Below are 15,340 nucleotides of genomic sequence, written 5' to 3'. Positions count from 1 at the left end.
ATAAATAATCTAATCAATTAATGCAAGAAACTTATAAAAACCCTTTAGGACTAACTAGTCAATTTAGTTTTTGTGGATTACCATTTAGATTGGATACTTATGCGGGATGTGCTTTAAGTTGTAATTATTGTTTTGCAAGATTGAGAGGAGGTAATTCATTATCTAATCGAATTCGAACTGCAGACTCTGTGCAGATTATTAATAGATTCAAAAACGCCTACCAGAATCCTTTAACATCTACGGGCATAATTTCAGAATTAATTAGAAATAGGTCGCCATTACACTTTGGAGGTATGAGTGATCCATTTCAACCGATTGAAAAAACTAAAAAAGTTTCTTATAATGTATTGAAATATCTGTGCTCAATCGAGTACCCAATAGTTATTAGCACTAAATCAATTATTATTGCAGAAGATCAATATGTAAATTTATTAAAAAGTAATCCTAACATACTTGTTCAATTTTCATTCTCTACTACTCAGGACAATTTAAGTGATCTCGTTGAGCCATCTGCATTTGCACCAAGTGAAATAATGCGTGCGATTGAATTTCTTTCCAAGAATGGAATTAAAACTAGTGTTAGGTGGCAACCTTATATTCCTGGATTTAGTGAAGAGCCGGAAGAATTTGTATCTTCCTTTAATAATATTGGAATTAAACATATAGGTTTTGAACATTTGAAATTACCTGTTGAAAAAAATAATCCATTATGGAAGAAATTGTCTGCTAAATTAAATTATGATATCAGAGATTATTATTTGCAGAATGGCTCTATAAGTGACGGTAGAGAACTAATATTACCTCCAGAGATAAAAATAAAGAACGCATTAAAAGTCAAAAAAGAATGTTTCACTAATGATATCAGTTTTGGATCTGCTGATAATGAAATTCAATATTTGTCAGATAATGATTGTTGTTGTAGTGGAGTTGATCAATTTGAAGGGTTTGAAAATTTTAATAAATTTCAAATTAGTTACGCTATAAAAAAATCGAGAGGAGAAAGAATTACATTTAACCTAATTTCAGAAGAATGGAGACCTAGTGGCTCTATAGACAAACATTTAAATTCAAAGTCTAGAATCGAAAGAAAAGACAAATTTAATAATGTGGAGGATTATATTCATAATAGATGGGAAAATTTAAACTCCCCATTTAATCCTTCTAAATTTTATGGAATTAAAAGTACTCAAGAACGTGATGAGAACGGATTTCGTATTTTTGATTGGGATAACAATATTATAGATATAAAAAATGAACTGGATACAGAAATATGCCAAAAACAGTAAAACTCACTGGCAGTGGTACAAGGATTTTTTTCAATTAGCTATTTTTCGTTACTTGATAACATGGTTTGCTATTGTTCCTGTATTTGCTAAATTGTTAAGTAAGATTCCTTACGAAGTCCCAATCCGAACTTCCAACGGTTTTGAAATGATATTAACGTTAGCTCTTCCTTTTCATTGGCAGTTATTATGGTTATCATCTTTGTTTTTTGTAATAGCTTTCTTTTTATACAAAATTTTCTGTCCAAATTTTATAATAAAATACCCCAACTTTTATAAATATTTAGACCACAATCATTCTCCAAGATGGATGGTATGGGAAGCTGCAGAGGTTATAAAAACACGAAGTGAAATTTCAAAGTTTATAGATAGACTTTCGAAAAAACAGTATATCAAAGAAGAAAAATTTTATTTAGTAAATGAAATTAAACCTGAGGTCGAAAATAAGCAGACCATACTTAAATTTAATTTTAATGACAGAACCTACTCTCTAGGAATGCCAATTATTAAAAATGATGAAGTAGCAGAGAATTTAACTTTAATCGCTGAAAAGGAAATTTTCTGGGAAATATTCGGAAGATTTGCCTCTTCACATTATAAAATAAGAGTGCTAATATCAATTTTGCTTTTATTAAGCTCCGCTGCATTTGGAGTTGTATTAATTGAAAACATTTGGGCGGGTTTATTATATTTTTTTAAGTGGATCTATTTATAAATTGCTTTATTTTTTTCATCCAATCTTTTATAAAGTGGTAAGGTCTGCCTATTGAGATCAATCAATTTAATATTTAGAAATGGTCTTTCTATATGATCTTTTACTTCAAATTCTTTGAGAACTGCATTTAAACGGACGAAATTTTCTGTAAACTCTGTAGTAGTATAAAAGTCGGTGTAGAGCTCGGAAACACGCTTAGAACAGTTCCAAACTTGACATTTAAACTTTGCATCATTCTTCGTGACATATTTGGTTACATAAGAGGCGATAGACCTAATATTATTCGAGTTCAATTGCTTTACATCAAATGCTGATGAAGGCTTATAATCTTTTTTTCTAGGTTTGATTCCATTCTTAATTTGCAGATCAATCCAGTAATTCCACCACTTATCTATTTTCCAATATTTATTTGTAATCATATGGAAATGTACATTTCCCTTAAATGCATCATTTTTATTTTGACGTTCTGCAACCCATACGTATTGAAAATCTTCACTTCTTTTTTTAGCGTTGTCTATAAACTTGCGTAAGAGATTTATCGCTTCTTCATCTGTAACTTTATTTAAGAATGTTAGAGTTACGAAGTTTAACCGCTTATAACATCTAGCAAAGCATGTAATTTTCTTTCTGATCTTTTGTTTTGATCTTCTGGAAAGTGTTCTAAGTTTAATTTTCTTCTTTTCTTCATTCTCCAATTTCTTCTTTATTGGTTTCTTATCGGGATCTGGTTTTTTACGTTGTAAAGCAGAACCAGCAAATTCTTCTTTGGGAATTACGCCGAACTGTGTTGTTGAGAATCCGACGCTTATTCCATATGTATTTTTGACTATCATAATCTGAATCGTTGCACATTAATTAAAACCATTAAAAGGTTTCTTATTAAGGGTTTTCTAAGAGTGCGTTTTATTAAAGGTTAAAAAAAAAAGACGCTACTCTTGAAGATGTGCAGGAATGAAACTATCTCTATAAAATCTTCTAATATAATTGGCTGTTCTTCTATTGTAGACATTCATATACTTCCAAGTAGAGTGGCTCTTATGAAGAAACATTGAGAAGCCGTTTAATTTATCTACGTATGTCCATTTCTTTGGTTTAGTGCCATCTTCAAAATAGACTATAACTGAATAATCATTCTTCTTTTTTAACATGATACACCTCCTCTTGATTTTAAAGTTTTAATCTGAGTAAGTGCTTGAATAACTTCTTCCTGTTTATAAAGAATTCTGTTACCAATACGATAACCCACGATAGAACCAGTTTTAGTCCATTCGTGAAGTGTTGGAAGTGAAATGCAAAGCGTTTTTGCTGTTTCTTTTCGAGTAAGTAGTTTTAGAGATTTTGGTTCTCCAAAGTTTAAAGAATTGAGTTTTCTTTCTAGAACTTCTTCAACGACTTTTTTTATGTCGGATAGTTCCAATGATGTTAATAATACTTTTGTCATTTTTAATTTTATTTAATTAATTATGACGCAAATATGTTACACAGGAGTGCTTGGGGTTTGGGCTGGGGTTACCCCAAATTTTTATTTTATTTTTTCTATATCTTCTTTTATTTTGTCTGCTATTTCTTCAAAACCCGCATTATCAAATAGTTGTAAAACTTTTTCTAAATTATCTTGATTTCTTACTTCATCATTATTTCCGTATAAAAAAGGGATTTGTTTTCTAGTGTCCCCAAAATTTTGCCCGATTATTGGTTCTAAAATTTTAGCAGATTTTATGTTATCATATCTTCTTAGGTCTAATCCTAAATAATGTAATGCTAGTAATTTTTGCTTGTGAGTAAGAGTTGATTTCTTTGAAGTTTTTTGTGGAGTGTTTTTCAATTCTATCAACCACTTATAGTATTCTGAAAATTCAAAAGCCTGTTTAGATATATGTTTTTTTATATTCAAAGATTCTTCTGTGTCAATAGTAGAATTTGAAATTGGAAATTTTCCAGTAGTCAGAAAACTGTGAACCGCTTCATTAAATAGAGGTCTCAACATATCGCTAATAGATAGTTTAAAAATTTGAGTTTGATTTGCTTTTTTTAGATGAACTAATCCATTCCTTTTAATTTTGGGAGTTGGAGAATAATCTAGATAATTATTTATTTCCCTTAATTCATTCTCGATTAAAAAATTCTTATTTATAGTTTTTTCTAATGCTGAATTGAAATCGTTTTGCAGTTCGGTAAGTGTTGCTAAGTTCATTAATTAAAGAATGGATGATTAACTAGTTTATCTGCGTTTTGTTCTTGAGTGATCTTTATATATTGCATGAATGATCTTTCAGACCTATGTCCTGTAATCTTCATTATTGAGATTGTTGGTACATCAGCTAAATATAAATTTGTTGCAAAACTTCTTCTCGCAGTATGAGTGGAAACAAGATCAAATTTTTTAATTGGAGTTTTCTCTACTTTTCCACCTCTTGTAATAGTGGTTTCAACATTTTCTTTTAATCCAGCTAATGAGGCGACATCTTTTAAATATCTATTCATAACTTGATTAGTATATGCTTTTGGAAGTTCATTATCGTATTTCTTTAAAATCTTTTTGACTGTTTTATGTAAAGGAATAGAAACTCTTTCTCCTGTTTTTTGAGTTCGCACTTGAATGATAGATTTTTCAGAAATTATATTCTCAGGTTTAATTTGAGTGAAATCAGAAAAACGTAAACCAGTATAACATCCAATTAAAAACAAATCTCTTACTTTATCAAGTCTAGGACTAGCCGATAAATCTAATTTCTCAAAACAATCTAATTCTTTGATTGAAAGATATATTGAATCTGATTCTTCTCTTAGCGTTTTAAACTTTCTTTTCTTGAATTCTAGATTTGTATTATAACCCCTATCTGTAGCTTCATTTAAAAACGATTTTAGCGTTTTAATATGTTTTCCGACCGTATTAGCTGCAAGCTTATTTTCAATTGATAAATAAGCGATGTATTGATTGTAAAATTCTAGATTGATAGTATGGAAATCTAATTCTTTATTGAGAGAGTTAGAGTATTTTTTTAAGTAGTTGAATGTAGTAGTATAAACTTTTACAGTTCCTTCCTTTTTATGGGCTTTACTTTCTTCTATATAATTTTCTATAAACTTTAATAGAGTTGTTCTTTTAGCTTGTAAGATGTTGTCAGATAGGCAAGCTTCTAATTCTTCTTTAAGATTAGTATTGTTTGGCTGAATTCCATCATTTAATAATTTTCTGAATGCAGTTTTAATTCCGCTCTCTAATTTATCTAAGCGAGTATTAAATTCGGGATATTCAGCAAATTTTTTAGTTTCTTTTGCTCTTTGACTTTCAGGATTCCAGAACTTAGGATTTATTTTTTCTCCAGTAGAATATTTGAATCTTCTATACTGATAATTGTAAAGCATATACACAAGAGTTTCCTCTTTTGCTTTTGGTTCCTTAAGTATAAATTTTGCCTTTGCCATAAGACAAATATATTCTAAAATTTCACTCAGGGGACGAATGAGGGGACGAATAATTTTAATTTGTTCTTGTTTCTCTTGTTTTTACTTTCCCTACGAAACCCCTATAATTTAGCCTTAAGGCTTATGAATAAAGAAAATATAGTAAAATAATGTAAAAAGTCATTATGTACAGGTGGGACCACAGAATACTTAAAAGCCTTTCACTTAGTGGAAGGCTTTTTTATTTACAATTTAGTGGTGCTACTACTATTTCATCTTCTAATTTAAAGCGCTATCTTATAAGGATTGGAAGCCGTATAAATTATTTGGCCCAGAATTTGAAATCATGTTTCTTAGTAGAAGATTTGATGGTGAGTATTTTAGCCCATGGATACGAGAAATGGGTATATGTTATTTTTATAATTAATAATATAAAACTATACTACAGATAAATCCGTATCTATTAAAAGTTTACGTCTTGTCTTGAAAATTTTTGCTGGATAAGATTAATGTAATACTTTAGACGAAATTATGAATTGTAAAAAGATTTCTTCCCTAGTTCTCTTTTTGGCAATAGTATTATTGCCATTCATTGGATTTTCGCAAATAAATCCCCCTCCGCCTCAGATGGTGGATGGAGGTCCTGGAGGTCCTCCACCTCCGGTTGGTCTACCTATAGATGACCACCTTCCTGTATTGCTATTGGCAGGTTTTAGTTTAGGTATTTATATAGTAGTCTTCCGAAAAGCTACTAAGAAAGTTCTGTAATTCTTTTCACGTATTTGCCAATCACATCAAACTCTAAGTTAACAATAGTTCCCTCTTTCAATAATTTGAAGGTTGTATGCTCATAGGTATATGGAATAATAGCCACACTAAATTCATTCAATTTAGAATTTACTACCGTTAAACTAACACCATTTACGGTAATAGATCCTTTCTCTATTGTGATGTTGGTTAATGTAGGGTCATAAGTAAAGGTATAAACCCAGCTTCCATTGCTTTCTTCAACACTCTTGCATGTTCCAACTTGGTCTACATGGCCTTGCACAATATGTCCATCTAATCTTGCACCCAGCTTCATGCCTCTTTCCAAATTTACAAGATCCCCTTTTAGCCAATTACCAAGACTGGTTTTTGCTATGGTTTCTTTTATGGCAGTTACGGTGTAGGTATTATCTTTAATAGAAACCACTGTAAGGCAGATGCCATTGTGGGATACACTTTGATCTATTTTAAGTTCAGAAGTCATTTTAGCCTTAATGCTAAGATGGAGATTGTCCTTCTCACGGGTTACTTCTTCAATTTCTCCTAGTTCTTCTACAATTCCGGTAAACATATGTGTGGATTATTCTTACATTTGTGTGGTAAAAATAGAAATAAAAAAGGGGATTGATTATGAAGTCTGTTCAAAAGATCAAATTAGGAATTAGTATTGGAGATCTAAATGGTATTGGAGGCGAGATCGTCTTAAAGACTTTTGATGATTCTAGAATGCTGGATTTTTGCACTCCTATTATTTTTGCTTCTGTAAAAACGCTAAGTTTTTTAAAGAAACACTTTAATTTATCGCTTAATTTTCAAGGTATAGATGAGGTTTCTCAGGCTATAGATGGAAAGATAAATGTGGTAAACGTTTGGAAAGAAAACGTAGCTATAGATTTTGGAGCAGAAGATCCTAAGATTGGGAAGTATGCCTTCCTATCTTTAGAGGCTGCTACCAAAGCTTTAAAGAATGATGAAATTGATGTTTTAGTAACAGCCCCTATCAATAAGAATACAATACAGTCTGAAACCTTTAATTTTCCTGGGCATACAGATTATCTTGCCAAAGAATTGCAGGGAAATAGTTTAATGTTTATGATTTCAGATAATTTAAAGGTGGGTCTTTTAACAGATCATGTGCCTTTAAAAGATATTGCAGAGGTAATTACCCCAGAGCTTATAGAAAAGAAGATCAATATCATTCAAAAAACACTTCAGCAAGATTTTAGAGTTTCAAAGCCAAAAATAGCTGTGTTAGGAATAAATCCTCATAGTGGAGATAACGGGCTTATTGGAAAAGAAGACGAAGAGGTTTTAAAGCCAACGTTAGAGAAGATTAGAGAGAAGGGGTCCTTAGTTTATGGTCCTTATGCAGCAGATAGCTTTTTCGGTTCTAAAAACCATATGAATTTTGATGCTGTTATAGCTTCCTATCATGATCAAGGCTTAATACCTTTTAAAACCTTATCTTTTGGGGAAGGTGTAAATTTTACCGCAGGTCTTAACAAAGTTAGAACCTCTCCAGATCATGGTACTGCCTTTGAAATTGCCGGGAAAGACTGTGCAAATATCAATTCTTTTAAAGAGGCAGTTTTTAAAGCTATTGAGATATTTAATACTCGTAGTGAGTATAAAAAACTAACAAAGAATCCCTTGAAAAAGCAAAGTAAAAAGATATAAACAAAAATTTGTTTATAACGAAGCGTTAATTCATTATATTTTATATCTTTGCACCTGCCTTTTCCGGAGGGCAAACGCTCGAAATAGATTATGTTATGAGGAAATTAGCAGCGTTTTCAATTCCGTTTGTAGGATTGAAACCAGGTAAGCATGAGTTTGAGTACCAATTGGATAAAGAGTTCTTTGAAGATTTTGAATACGAAGAGTTTAACAGCGTCAATTTAAAGGTTGATCTGCTGTTTGACAAAACGCCTACTATGATGGAATTAAATTTTCATGCGGAAGGTGTTGTAAACGTAAACTGCGATCTTACTAATGAGCCTTACGATCAGCCAATTAACGGGGATCTTAGGTTGGTAGTAAAGTTTGGAGATGAATTTAATGATGATAATGAAGAGATATTGATATTGCCACATGGGGAGTATCAGATAAATGTAGCTCAATATATATATGAGCTTGTTGTTCTCTCTGTTCCATTAAAAAGAATTCATCCCGGAGTTGCAGATGGATCTTTAGAGTCTGAAGTACTCAAGAAATTAGAAGAATTAAGCCCTAAAGAGGCTAAAGATATTGATGAAAATGAGAATGGGGAAGATATCGATCCCCGCTGGAATAAATTAAAAAACTTATTAAACGATAAATAATACGTAGCAATGGCACATCCTAAGAGAAAAACCTCTAAAACCAGAAGAGACAAGAGAAGAACCCATTATAAGGCTTCTGTTCCACAAATTGCCAAAGATCCTACCACAGGAGAAGCGCACATTTACCATAGAGCGCATTGGCATGAAGGTAAATTATACTACAGAGGTCACGTGTTGATTGACAACACTGAAGAAGTAGAAGCATAATTAAGAGCTAAACTTTATTTGAAAACTCTCACTAGGTGGGAGTTTTTTCTTTTAAGTTGAATAAGTCCTAAAAAGGCCTTAATTTACACCCCCGTTCAAGGAAAATTTAGTACATTTCTCTACCTAGATTTCAGAAATTTTCTGAAATTTGGTGTGTAAAATTCGATTTTTATGAATAAAATCACAGCAGCGATCACAGCTGTAGGTGCCTACGTCCCTGATGATATCTTAACCAATAAGATGTTAGAAAAAATGGTTGATACCAATGAAGAGTGGATTGTTAGCCGAACAGGAATTAAAGAGCGCCGTATCCTTAAAGACCCTTCTAAAGGGACTTCCTACCTAGCCATTATGGCTGCCCAAAATCTTATAGATAAAAAAAACATAGATCCTAAAGAGATCGATCTGGTAATTTTAGCCACCGTTTCTCCAGATATGCCTGTGGCTGCTACCGCAGTACACGTGGCAACAGAAATTGGAGCAACTAATGCTTTTGCTTATGATCTACAGGCCGCATGTTCAGGATTTCTTTATGGAATGTCTACAGCGAGTGCCTATATAGAATCTGGGAGATATAAAAAAGTTCTTGTAATAGGTGCAGATAAAATGTCATCTATTATAGATTATACAGATAGAACTACCTGTATCATCTTTGGAGATGGAGCAGGAGCAGCACTTTTTGAACCAAATTACGAAGGTCTTGGCTTTCAAGATGAAATATTACGAAGTGACGGGATAGGTAGAAAATCACTTAGAATTGAAGCTGGTGGATCTTTATTGCCACCAACTGAAGATACCGTTGCTAAAAAGCTTCACTATGTTACCCAAGATGGTAAAACAGTATTTAAATACGCTGTTTCCAATATGGCCGATGTTAGTGAACAGATCATGAAACGTAACAATCTAACCAATAAAAATGTAAATTGGTTGGTAGCGCATCAAGCTAATCAAAGAATTGTGAGTGCCACTTCCAATCGCATGAAATTGGAAGACGAAAAAGTGCTTATGAATATTGAACGTTACGGAAATACAACCTCTGCAACCCTTCCGTTATTACTTAACGATTTCGAAAGTAAGTTGAAAAAAGGAGATAATATTATCTTTGCCACATTTGGAGGTGGATTCACATGGGGATCTATCTATCTAAAATGGGCCTATAATTCTTAATAAACCAACAATCTAATATTATGGATTTAAAAGAAATTCAGAATTTAATCAAGTTTGTAGCTAAGTCAGGTGCTAGTGAGGTAAAACTTGAAATGGACGATGTAAAGATTACCATTAAAACAGGATCCGAAGAAAAAGAGCATACCTATATGCAACAAATGCCTATGGGTGGCCAAATGCAGCAAATGCCAATGCAACAATCGCAGGCACCAGCTCAACAAGAGCAATCTCAGGCAGCTCCGGCTCAAGAATCTTCAGCTCCTCAGGGAGACGACAATTCTAACTATGTAACTGTAAAGTCTCCAATTATTGGAACCTTCTATAGAAAACCATCTCCAGATAAAGATGTTTTTGTAGAAGTGGGAGATACCATTAAAGAAGGAGATGTACTTTGTGTTATTGAAGCAATGAAATTGTTCAATGAGATAGAAAGTGAAGTTTCTGGAAAAATAGTTAAAGTATTGGTGGATGATTCTTCTCCAGTAGAATTTGATCAACCATTATTTTTAGTAGATCCATCTTAGATACTACCCGTTCTTCAAGAATTTAATTTTACTGTTTCAGTAAAAAATATAAAGGTATGTTTAAAAAAATATTAATTGCCAATAGAGGGGAAATAGCACTACGTGTTATTAGAACCTGTAGAGAAATGGGAATCAAAACCGTGGCGGTTTATTCTACAGCAGACGCAGAAAGTCTTCACGTACGTTTTGCAGATGAAGCTGTTTGTATTGGACCTCCACCAAGTAATTTATCTTATTTAAAGATTTCCAATATCATTGCTGCTGCAGAGATCACTAATGCAGATGCAATTCACCCTGGATATGGATTCTTATCAGAAAATTCTAAATTTTCTAAGATCTGCCAAGAACATAATATCAAATTCATTGGAGCTAGTCCAGATATGATCGATAAAATGGGAGATAAAGCTTCTGCTCGCGCCACTATGCTTGCAGCAGGAGTACCTTGTATCCCAGGATCTGACGGATTGCTTAAAGATTATGCAGATTGTTTAAAAACTGCAAAAGGAATGGGCTTCCCTGTAATGCTTAAAGCTACCGCCGGTGGTGGTGGTAAGGGGATGAGAGCCGTTCTTAAAGAAGAAAATTTGCAAGCTGCATGGGATTCTGCCCGTCAGGAAGCAGGTGCTGCTTTTGGAAACGATGGGATGTACATGGAGAAATTGATCTTGGAACCTCGTCATATCGAGATTCAAGTGGTAGGAGACAGCACAGGTAAAGCCTGTCACCTTTCAGAAAGAGATTGCTCTATCCAACGTAGACACCAAAAGCTTACAGAAGAAACTCCATCTCCTTTCATGACAGATAAGCTCAGAAAAGAAATGGGAGATGCTGCGGTAAAAGCTGCAGAATACATCAAATACGAAGGAGCAGGAACTGTAGAATTTCTGGTAGATAAGCATAGAAACTTCTACTTTATGGAGATGAATACGCGTATCCAGGTAGAACACCCAATTACAGAGCAAGTAATAGATTATGATCTTATAAGAGAACAGATCATGGTTGCTGCAGGAATTCCATTATCTGGTAAGAACTACTTCCCGCAACTGCACTCTATAGAGTGTAGAATTAATGCAGAAGATCCTTATCACGATTTTAGACCTTCTCCAGGAAAGATCACCAATTTACATGCACCTGGAGGTCATGGAGTACGAATAGATACGCACGTTTATAGCGGATATTCTATTCCTCCAAACTATGATTCTATGATCGCAAAATTGATCACTACCGCTCAAACCAGAGAAGAAGCTATCAATAAAATGAAGCGTGCTCTAGATGAGTTTGTAATTGAAGGTATAAAAACTACCATCCCTTTCCATAGACAACTAATGGATCATCCAGATTATGTGGAAGGAAATTATACTACCAAGTTTATGGAGTCCTGGAAAATGGATCCTATCAAACAAGATTAAAACTAAAACCTCGAGCAATCGGGGTTTTTTTATGGGGTTTCCGCTCCCAAAAGAGCGGTCGGGCTATTCGCTTGTAGTCCCAATCCCAAAAGGTCTTGGGAGCTACCGCTGCTATCCCTAACCCAAATGCTACTTTCAATCTGCAGTTCTATTGCGCTATAGATTGTCACTTCGAAAGAAAAATAGAAGTCTACCATTTATAAAATAAATCTCAGAAATTTTTATAACATTAATATTCTGCAAAACTTTATGTAATTTTCATCTCTTAAATAGTATTGATGAATCTTTCTTACTGGGAGTATAAATCCTGGCTTTCCAATATAGATTACACCATTGTTGGCAGTGGTATTGTAGGCCTTAATGCGGCTTTGCATCTTAAAGCCCAACATCCAAAAGCAACTATTCTGGTTTTAGAAAGAGGAATGTTGCCCAACGGCGCAAGTACTAAAAATGCAGGTTTTGCATGTTTTGGTAGTCTTTCTGAAATTCTTGACGATTTAAAATCACATTCTGAAGACGAAGTTTTAGAATTGATTAAAAAAAGGATAGCAGGTTTACAACTACTTCGTGAAAACTTAGGAGATAAAACTATTGGCTACAAACCTTGGGGCGGATATGAACTTTTCTTGCCTCAAGACAAAGAACTCTTTCAAGAATGTATCTCTAAAATGGGTGCTGTCAACAAATTATTAAAGCCTGTATTTAAAGATGCAGTTTTTAGCGAAGGCAGCAACAATTTCAACTTTAAGAATGTTGAAAATTCGCTTATTTTCAATCAATTTGAAGGGCAAATCAACACCGGAAAAATGATGGAAGCACTTTTACATAAGGTGCAGGTTGCCGGAATAAAGATCTTGAATAATGTGAATGTTTTGGAGTATTCAGAAAGCAATACTTCAGTAAAAGTTAAGACAGATCATTTCGAATTTGATACGCTAAAATTAGTGATCGCTACCAACGGTTTTGCTTCTAAACTTGGAATCGAACATGTGAAACCTGCAAGAGCTCAGGTATTGATCACTAAACCTATCAAGAATTTAAATATCAAGGGAACTTTCCATTTGGATAAAGGCTATTATTATTTCAGAAATATAAATAATAGAATCTTGTTAGGTGGTGGTAGAAATTTAGATCTTAAAGGAGAAGAAACCACAGAATTGGTACAAACAGATCTTATTCAGAATAGATTAGAACAACTTCTAAAAGAGACCATATTGCCGAATGAAACTGTGGAAATAGAGCAAAGATGGAGCGGAGTAATGGGCGTTGGAGATCAAAAAATAGTGATCGTAAAAAAAATGTCAGACAAGGTTAGTTGCGGGGTGCGTTTAGGCGGAATGGGCGTAGCAATTGGAAGTTTGATTGGTAAAGAATTAGCAGAGATATCTTAATTATATGAAACGAATATTTAAATTTTTCTTGAGACTTATTGGATGGTTATTTCTATTTAGTTTATTTATAGTCTTACTATACAAATGGGTTCCGGTGCCATTTACTTCTTTAATGGCTATTAGATATTTTGAAAATCCTTCAGAAGAAATAAAGCATGATTGGGTGCCTATAGAATCTATTTCTCCTCATTTACAATTGGCGGTGATCTCCAGTGAAGATCAAAACTTTTTAAATCATAGTGGCTTTGATATGAAAGCTATTGAAAAAGCTATTGAAAGAAATAAAACAGGAAAGAGAGTACGAGGTGCGAGTACCATTTCTCAACAAACTGCTAAGAATGTGTTTTTATGGCCAAACAGAAACTGGTTTAGAAAAGGAATGGAAGTTTATTTCACTTTTTTGATAGAAACCTTGTGGAGTAAAGAACGCATCTTAGAAGTCTATCTTAACAGTATAGAAATGGGAAAAGGAGTTTATGGAGCAGAAGCAGCTTCTCAATTATGGTTTAAAAAACCCGCTGCTAAACTTTCGGCTTATGAAGCTGCGGCAATTGCTGCAATTTTACCAAATCCAAGACTGTACAGAGCAAATCCTGCAAGTAGCTATATACAAGGAAGGAAATCTTGGATAGTGCGCCAAATGAATAATCATGGTCCTTTTAATTTAAATTAGGCTCTTAAAATTTAAAGATTGAAAGAAAAATTATTTACTGCTTGTAAGGATTATTTAGAGGAAAGAATTAATAGAATTCAGTCTTCTTTAGAAGATCTTAATGAGGCGCTTCAAAATGAAACCAAGAGCAGCGCTGGAGATAAATACGAAACTAGTAGAGAAATGATAAATACGGAAGTGAATAAACTTTCGGTGCAACTTCAGCAATTTAAGAAGCTTCAGGCTACGCTGGAAATGGCAAGAATTAGAAAAGGTTCAACTACGGTTCAACTAGGTAGTGCGGTAAAAACTTCTGCAGCAAATTATTTCTTAGCAATTCCTGCTGGCGAGATAAATTCAGGGAAAGAAAAATTTTATGCTATTGGTGTAAATTCTCCTATGGCGCAAACTTTAATGGGAAAAGCTGTAAGTGAAAACTTTAGTTTCAACGGGAAAGAAAATAAGATCTTAGATATTTTCTAATCTAACTTCGTTTTGCAATAATAGCTTCAGAAACCTTAATTCCGACGATCTCATTTGTTTCTAATGCCGAAGCATTTTCAAAAAAGATAGTTTGTCCGGAAAGAGCTACTTTAATTAAATATGCATTTCCTTTAAAATAGCTTTTCAAAACTTTTACTTTCAGCTTGGAAGATTTAGAAATTTTGATCTCATCTGGATATAGTAAGATCTTCTTTTTACTATTAGCATCTGGAGAGAATTGATTTAAATGGATCTCGTTCACATCCCCAAAAAGTGAAGCCACATATTTATCTTTTGGATGTTGATATAAATTAAAAGGAGCGTCCTTAGCGTGAATTTTGGTATTCTTCAGCACAATGGTTTCATCTGCAAAAGAAAGCGCATCTGTGCTATCGTGAGTGGCTATAATGCAAGTAATATTCTTTTCTTTTAGGTAAGCAAAGAGTCTTCTCCTCAAATTATTCTTTCTAAAATGGTCTATATGGCTAAAAGGCTCATCTAATAAAATAAGTTCAGGTTCGTTTGCTAAAGCTCTGGCAAGTGCTACCCTTTGTTGCTGTCCACCGCTTAATTTGCTGGCTTTTACATTGGCCATATCTTGCATTTCTACCACACCCAACAATTCTTTGATCCTGCGCTTTTTTTTGACAGGATACATGTTGCTAAGATATTTTCCCACATTTTCCTGAACACTTAATGGAGGCATCAGATCAAAATCTTGCGCAAGGTATTTTATAAAATCTTCTCCGGGAACCAGATTAAAAGTAGGACCTAAAAGCTCTTTTCCATTCCAAGTAATAATTCCGTCTGTATGATGCAACCCATAAATGAGCTGAAGCAAGGTGCTTTTTCCACATCCGCTGGCTCCTATAATTGAAACATTTTGACCTTTTTCTATTTTTAAGTTGATATTCTTTAAAATTGGAGTTTTATCATAAGAAAAAGAAACATTTTTCAATTGAAGCATAGAAGCAGTTTTAATAGGTGATAAATTTAAGATAAACTTTTTAAG

General features: G+C 33.5%; 19 protein-coding genes. 12 read left to right on the top strand and 7 right to left on the bottom strand.

The annotated features are described in order from the left end of the window. Positions 1-20: 20 nt before the first annotated feature. Entirely contained in the window at positions 21-1,286 is a 1,266-nt protein-coding gene (locus P163_RS02030) for a radical SAM protein (RefSeq protein WP_034887105.1), read from the top strand. Further along, on the top strand, positions 1,252-1,998 hold the full coding sequence (locus P163_RS02025; RefSeq protein ID WP_034887104.1) for a hypothetical protein: 747 nt from the start codon (positions 1,252-1,254) through the stop codon (positions 1,996-1,998). Before P163_RS02030 ends, P163_RS02025 begins: the two co-directional genes overlap by 35 nt. Here P163_RS02025 and P163_RS02020 read toward each other — a convergent pair. The 5 genes from P163_RS02020 to P163_RS02000 all read right to left on the bottom strand — a co-directional run bounded on the left by P163_RS02020 (position 1,989) and on the right by P163_RS02000 (position 5,427). After that, the gene (locus P163_RS02020; protein WP_034887103.1) at positions 1,989-2,831 is read right to left on the bottom strand and encodes a hypothetical protein; all 843 of its coding nucleotides are present in this window, start codon (positions 2,829-2,831) and stop codon (positions 1,989-1,991) included. The genes P163_RS02025 and P163_RS02020 overlap by 10 nt on opposite strands. A gap of 96 nt (positions 2,832-2,927) precedes the next feature. Further along, positions 2,928-3,146: a hypothetical protein gene (locus P163_RS02015; protein ID WP_034887102.1), complete on the bottom strand. Its 219-nt coding sequence runs from the start codon at positions 3,144-3,146 to the stop codon at positions 2,928-2,930. Further along, complete coding sequence (locus tag P163_RS02010) at positions 3,140-3,439, bottom strand: helix-turn-helix domain-containing protein (RefSeq protein ID WP_051931035.1); 300 nt, start codon at positions 3,437-3,439, stop codon at positions 3,140-3,142. The genes P163_RS02015 and P163_RS02010 overlap by 7 nt, the downstream gene beginning before the upstream one ends. A gap of 81 nt (positions 3,440-3,520) precedes the next feature. Beyond that, positions 3,521-4,192 (bottom strand): hypothetical protein, encoded by a 672-nt coding sequence (locus P163_RS02005; protein ID WP_034887101.1) that lies wholly within the window; start codon positions 4,190-4,192, stop codon positions 3,521-3,523. Beyond that, positions 4,192-5,427 carry a site-specific integrase gene (locus tag P163_RS02000; RefSeq protein WP_034887100.1) on the bottom strand — a complete coding sequence of 412 codons (1,236 nt, stop codon included), beginning with the start codon at positions 5,425-5,427 and terminating at the stop codon, positions 4,192-4,194. Before P163_RS02000 ends, P163_RS02005 begins: the two co-directional genes overlap by 1 nt. A gap of 510 nt (positions 5,428-5,937) precedes the next feature. Between P163_RS02000 and P163_RS01995 the strand changes: the two genes are divergently transcribed. After that, a complete protein-coding gene (locus P163_RS01995) occupies positions 5,938-6,174 on the top strand; it encodes a hypothetical protein (protein ID WP_034887097.1) in 237 nt (78 codons plus the stop codon). On the opposite strand, the gene P163_RS01990 is transcribed toward P163_RS01995, so the two are convergent. Beyond that, entirely contained in the window at positions 6,158-6,745 is a 588-nt protein-coding gene (locus P163_RS01990) for a riboflavin synthase (RefSeq protein ID WP_034887095.1), read from the bottom strand. The two genes, P163_RS01995 and P163_RS01990, sit on opposite strands and share 17 nt — an antisense overlap. 59 nt (positions 6,746-6,804) lie before the next feature. On the opposite strand from P163_RS01990, the gene pdxA reads away from it, so the two are divergent. The 9 genes from pdxA to P163_RS01945 all read left to right on the top strand — a co-directional run bounded on the left by pdxA (position 6,805) and on the right by P163_RS01945 (position 14,328). Then, a complete protein-coding gene (gene pdxA / locus P163_RS01985) occupies positions 6,805-7,851 on the top strand; it encodes a 4-hydroxythreonine-4-phosphate dehydrogenase PdxA (RefSeq protein ID WP_034887094.1) in 1,047 nt (348 codons plus the stop codon). Between the two features lie 95 nt (positions 7,852-7,946). After that, a complete protein-coding gene (locus P163_RS01980; protein WP_034887092.1) occupies positions 7,947-8,495 on the top strand; it encodes a YceD family protein in 549 nt (182 codons plus the stop codon). 9 nt (positions 8,496-8,504) lie between these two features. Beyond that, the gene (gene rpmF, locus P163_RS01975; protein ID WP_034887091.1) at positions 8,505-8,702 is read left to right on the top strand and encodes a 50S ribosomal protein L32; all 198 of its coding nucleotides are present in this window, start codon (positions 8,505-8,507) and stop codon (positions 8,700-8,702) included. 171 nt (positions 8,703-8,873) lie between these two features. Next, positions 8,874-9,869 (top strand): beta-ketoacyl-ACP synthase III, encoded by a 996-nt coding sequence (locus P163_RS01970; RefSeq protein WP_034887090.1) that lies wholly within the window; start codon positions 8,874-8,876, stop codon positions 9,867-9,869. A 20-nt stretch (positions 9,870-9,889) separates the two neighbouring features. Then, positions 9,890-10,393 (top strand): acetyl-CoA carboxylase biotin carboxyl carrier protein, encoded by a 504-nt coding sequence (gene accB, locus P163_RS01965; RefSeq protein WP_034887089.1) that lies wholly within the window; start codon positions 9,890-9,892, stop codon positions 10,391-10,393. A gap of 56 nt (positions 10,394-10,449) precedes the next feature. Further along, positions 10,450-11,802: an acetyl-CoA carboxylase biotin carboxylase subunit gene (gene accC, locus P163_RS01960; protein WP_034887087.1), complete on the top strand. Its 1,353-nt coding sequence runs from the start codon at positions 10,450-10,452 to the stop codon at positions 11,800-11,802. Between the two features lie 278 nt (positions 11,803-12,080). Then, entirely contained in the window at positions 12,081-13,193 is a 1,113-nt protein-coding gene (locus tag P163_RS01955) for an NAD(P)/FAD-dependent oxidoreductase (RefSeq protein WP_034887086.1), read from the top strand. 4 nt (positions 13,194-13,197) lie between these two features. Further along, entirely contained in the window at positions 13,198-13,866 is a 669-nt protein-coding gene (gene mtgA / locus P163_RS01950; protein ID WP_034887085.1) for a monofunctional biosynthetic peptidoglycan transglycosylase, read from the top strand. A gap of 18 nt (positions 13,867-13,884) precedes the next feature. Beyond that, the gene (locus P163_RS01945; protein WP_034887084.1) at positions 13,885-14,328 is read left to right on the top strand and encodes a transcription elongation factor; all 444 of its coding nucleotides are present in this window, start codon (positions 13,885-13,887) and stop codon (positions 14,326-14,328) included. A 1-nt stretch (position 14,329) separates the two neighbouring features. Here the strand turns inward: P163_RS01945 and P163_RS01940 are convergent, their stop codons facing one another. Beyond that, positions 14,330-15,295, bottom strand: coding sequence for an ABC transporter ATP-binding protein (locus P163_RS01940; protein WP_034887083.1), 966 nt, complete (start codon positions 15,293-15,295; stop codon positions 14,330-14,332). Positions 15,296-15,340 lie beyond the last annotated feature (45 nt).

The sequence above is a fragment of the Gillisia sp. Hel_I_29 genome (assembly GCF_000744275.1).
Taxonomy (GTDB): domain Bacteria; phylum Bacteroidota; class Bacteroidia; order Flavobacteriales; family Flavobacteriaceae; genus Gillisia.
This window is presented reverse-complemented; position numbering and strand designations above follow the sequence as displayed.

What these genes read in the sequence shown, in the direction of transcription:
- P163_RS02030 (WP_034887105.1), top strand. Translation starts at nt 21, where the DNA reads ATGCAAGAAACTTATAAAAACCCTTTAGGACTAACTAGTCAATTTAGT.
- P163_RS02025 (WP_034887104.1), top strand. Translation starts at nt 1,252, where the DNA reads ATGAACTGGATACAGAAATATGCCAAAAACAGTAAAACTCACTGGCAG.
- P163_RS02020 (WP_034887103.1), bottom strand. Translation starts at nt 2,831, where the DNA reads ATGATAGTCAAAAATACATATGGAATAAGCGTCGGATTCTCAACAACA.
- P163_RS02015 (WP_034887102.1), bottom strand. Translation starts at nt 3,146, where the DNA reads ATGTTAAAAAAGAAGAATGATTATTCAGTTATAGTCTATTTTGAAGAT.
- P163_RS02010 (WP_051931035.1), bottom strand. Translation starts at nt 3,439, where the DNA reads ATGACAAAAGTATTATTAACATCATTGGAACTATCCGACATAAAAAAA.
- P163_RS02005 (WP_034887101.1), bottom strand. Translation starts at nt 4,192, where the DNA reads ATGAACTTAGCAACACTTACCGAACTGCAAAACGATTTCAATTCAGCA.
- P163_RS02000 (WP_034887100.1), bottom strand. Translation starts at nt 5,427, where the DNA reads ATGGCAAAGGCAAAATTTATACTTAAGGAACCAAAAGCAAAAGAGGAA.
- P163_RS01995 (WP_034887097.1), top strand. Translation starts at nt 5,938, where the DNA reads ATGAATTGTAAAAAGATTTCTTCCCTAGTTCTCTTTTTGGCAATAGTA.
- P163_RS01990 (WP_034887095.1), bottom strand. Translation starts at nt 6,745, where the DNA reads ATGTTTACCGGAATTGTAGAAGAACTAGGAGAAATTGAAGAAGTAACC.
- pdxA (WP_034887094.1), top strand. Translation starts at nt 6,805, where the DNA reads ATGAAGTCTGTTCAAAAGATCAAATTAGGAATTAGTATTGGAGATCTA.
- P163_RS01980 (WP_034887092.1), top strand. Translation starts at nt 7,947, where the DNA reads ATGAGGAAATTAGCAGCGTTTTCAATTCCGTTTGTAGGATTGAAACCA.
- rpmF (WP_034887091.1), top strand. Translation starts at nt 8,505, where the DNA reads ATGGCACATCCTAAGAGAAAAACCTCTAAAACCAGAAGAGACAAGAGA.
- P163_RS01970 (WP_034887090.1), top strand. Translation starts at nt 8,874, where the DNA reads ATGAATAAAATCACAGCAGCGATCACAGCTGTAGGTGCCTACGTCCCT.
- accB (WP_034887089.1), top strand. Translation starts at nt 9,890, where the DNA reads ATGGATTTAAAAGAAATTCAGAATTTAATCAAGTTTGTAGCTAAGTCA.
- accC (WP_034887087.1), top strand. Translation starts at nt 10,450, where the DNA reads ATGTTTAAAAAAATATTAATTGCCAATAGAGGGGAAATAGCACTACGT.
- P163_RS01955 (WP_034887086.1), top strand. Translation starts at nt 12,081, where the DNA reads ATGAATCTTTCTTACTGGGAGTATAAATCCTGGCTTTCCAATATAGAT.
- mtgA (WP_034887085.1), top strand. Translation starts at nt 13,198, where the DNA reads ATGAAACGAATATTTAAATTTTTCTTGAGACTTATTGGATGGTTATTT.
- P163_RS01940 (WP_034887083.1), bottom strand. Translation starts at nt 15,295, where the DNA reads ATGCTTCAATTGAAAAATGTTTCTTTTTCTTATGATAAAACTCCAATT.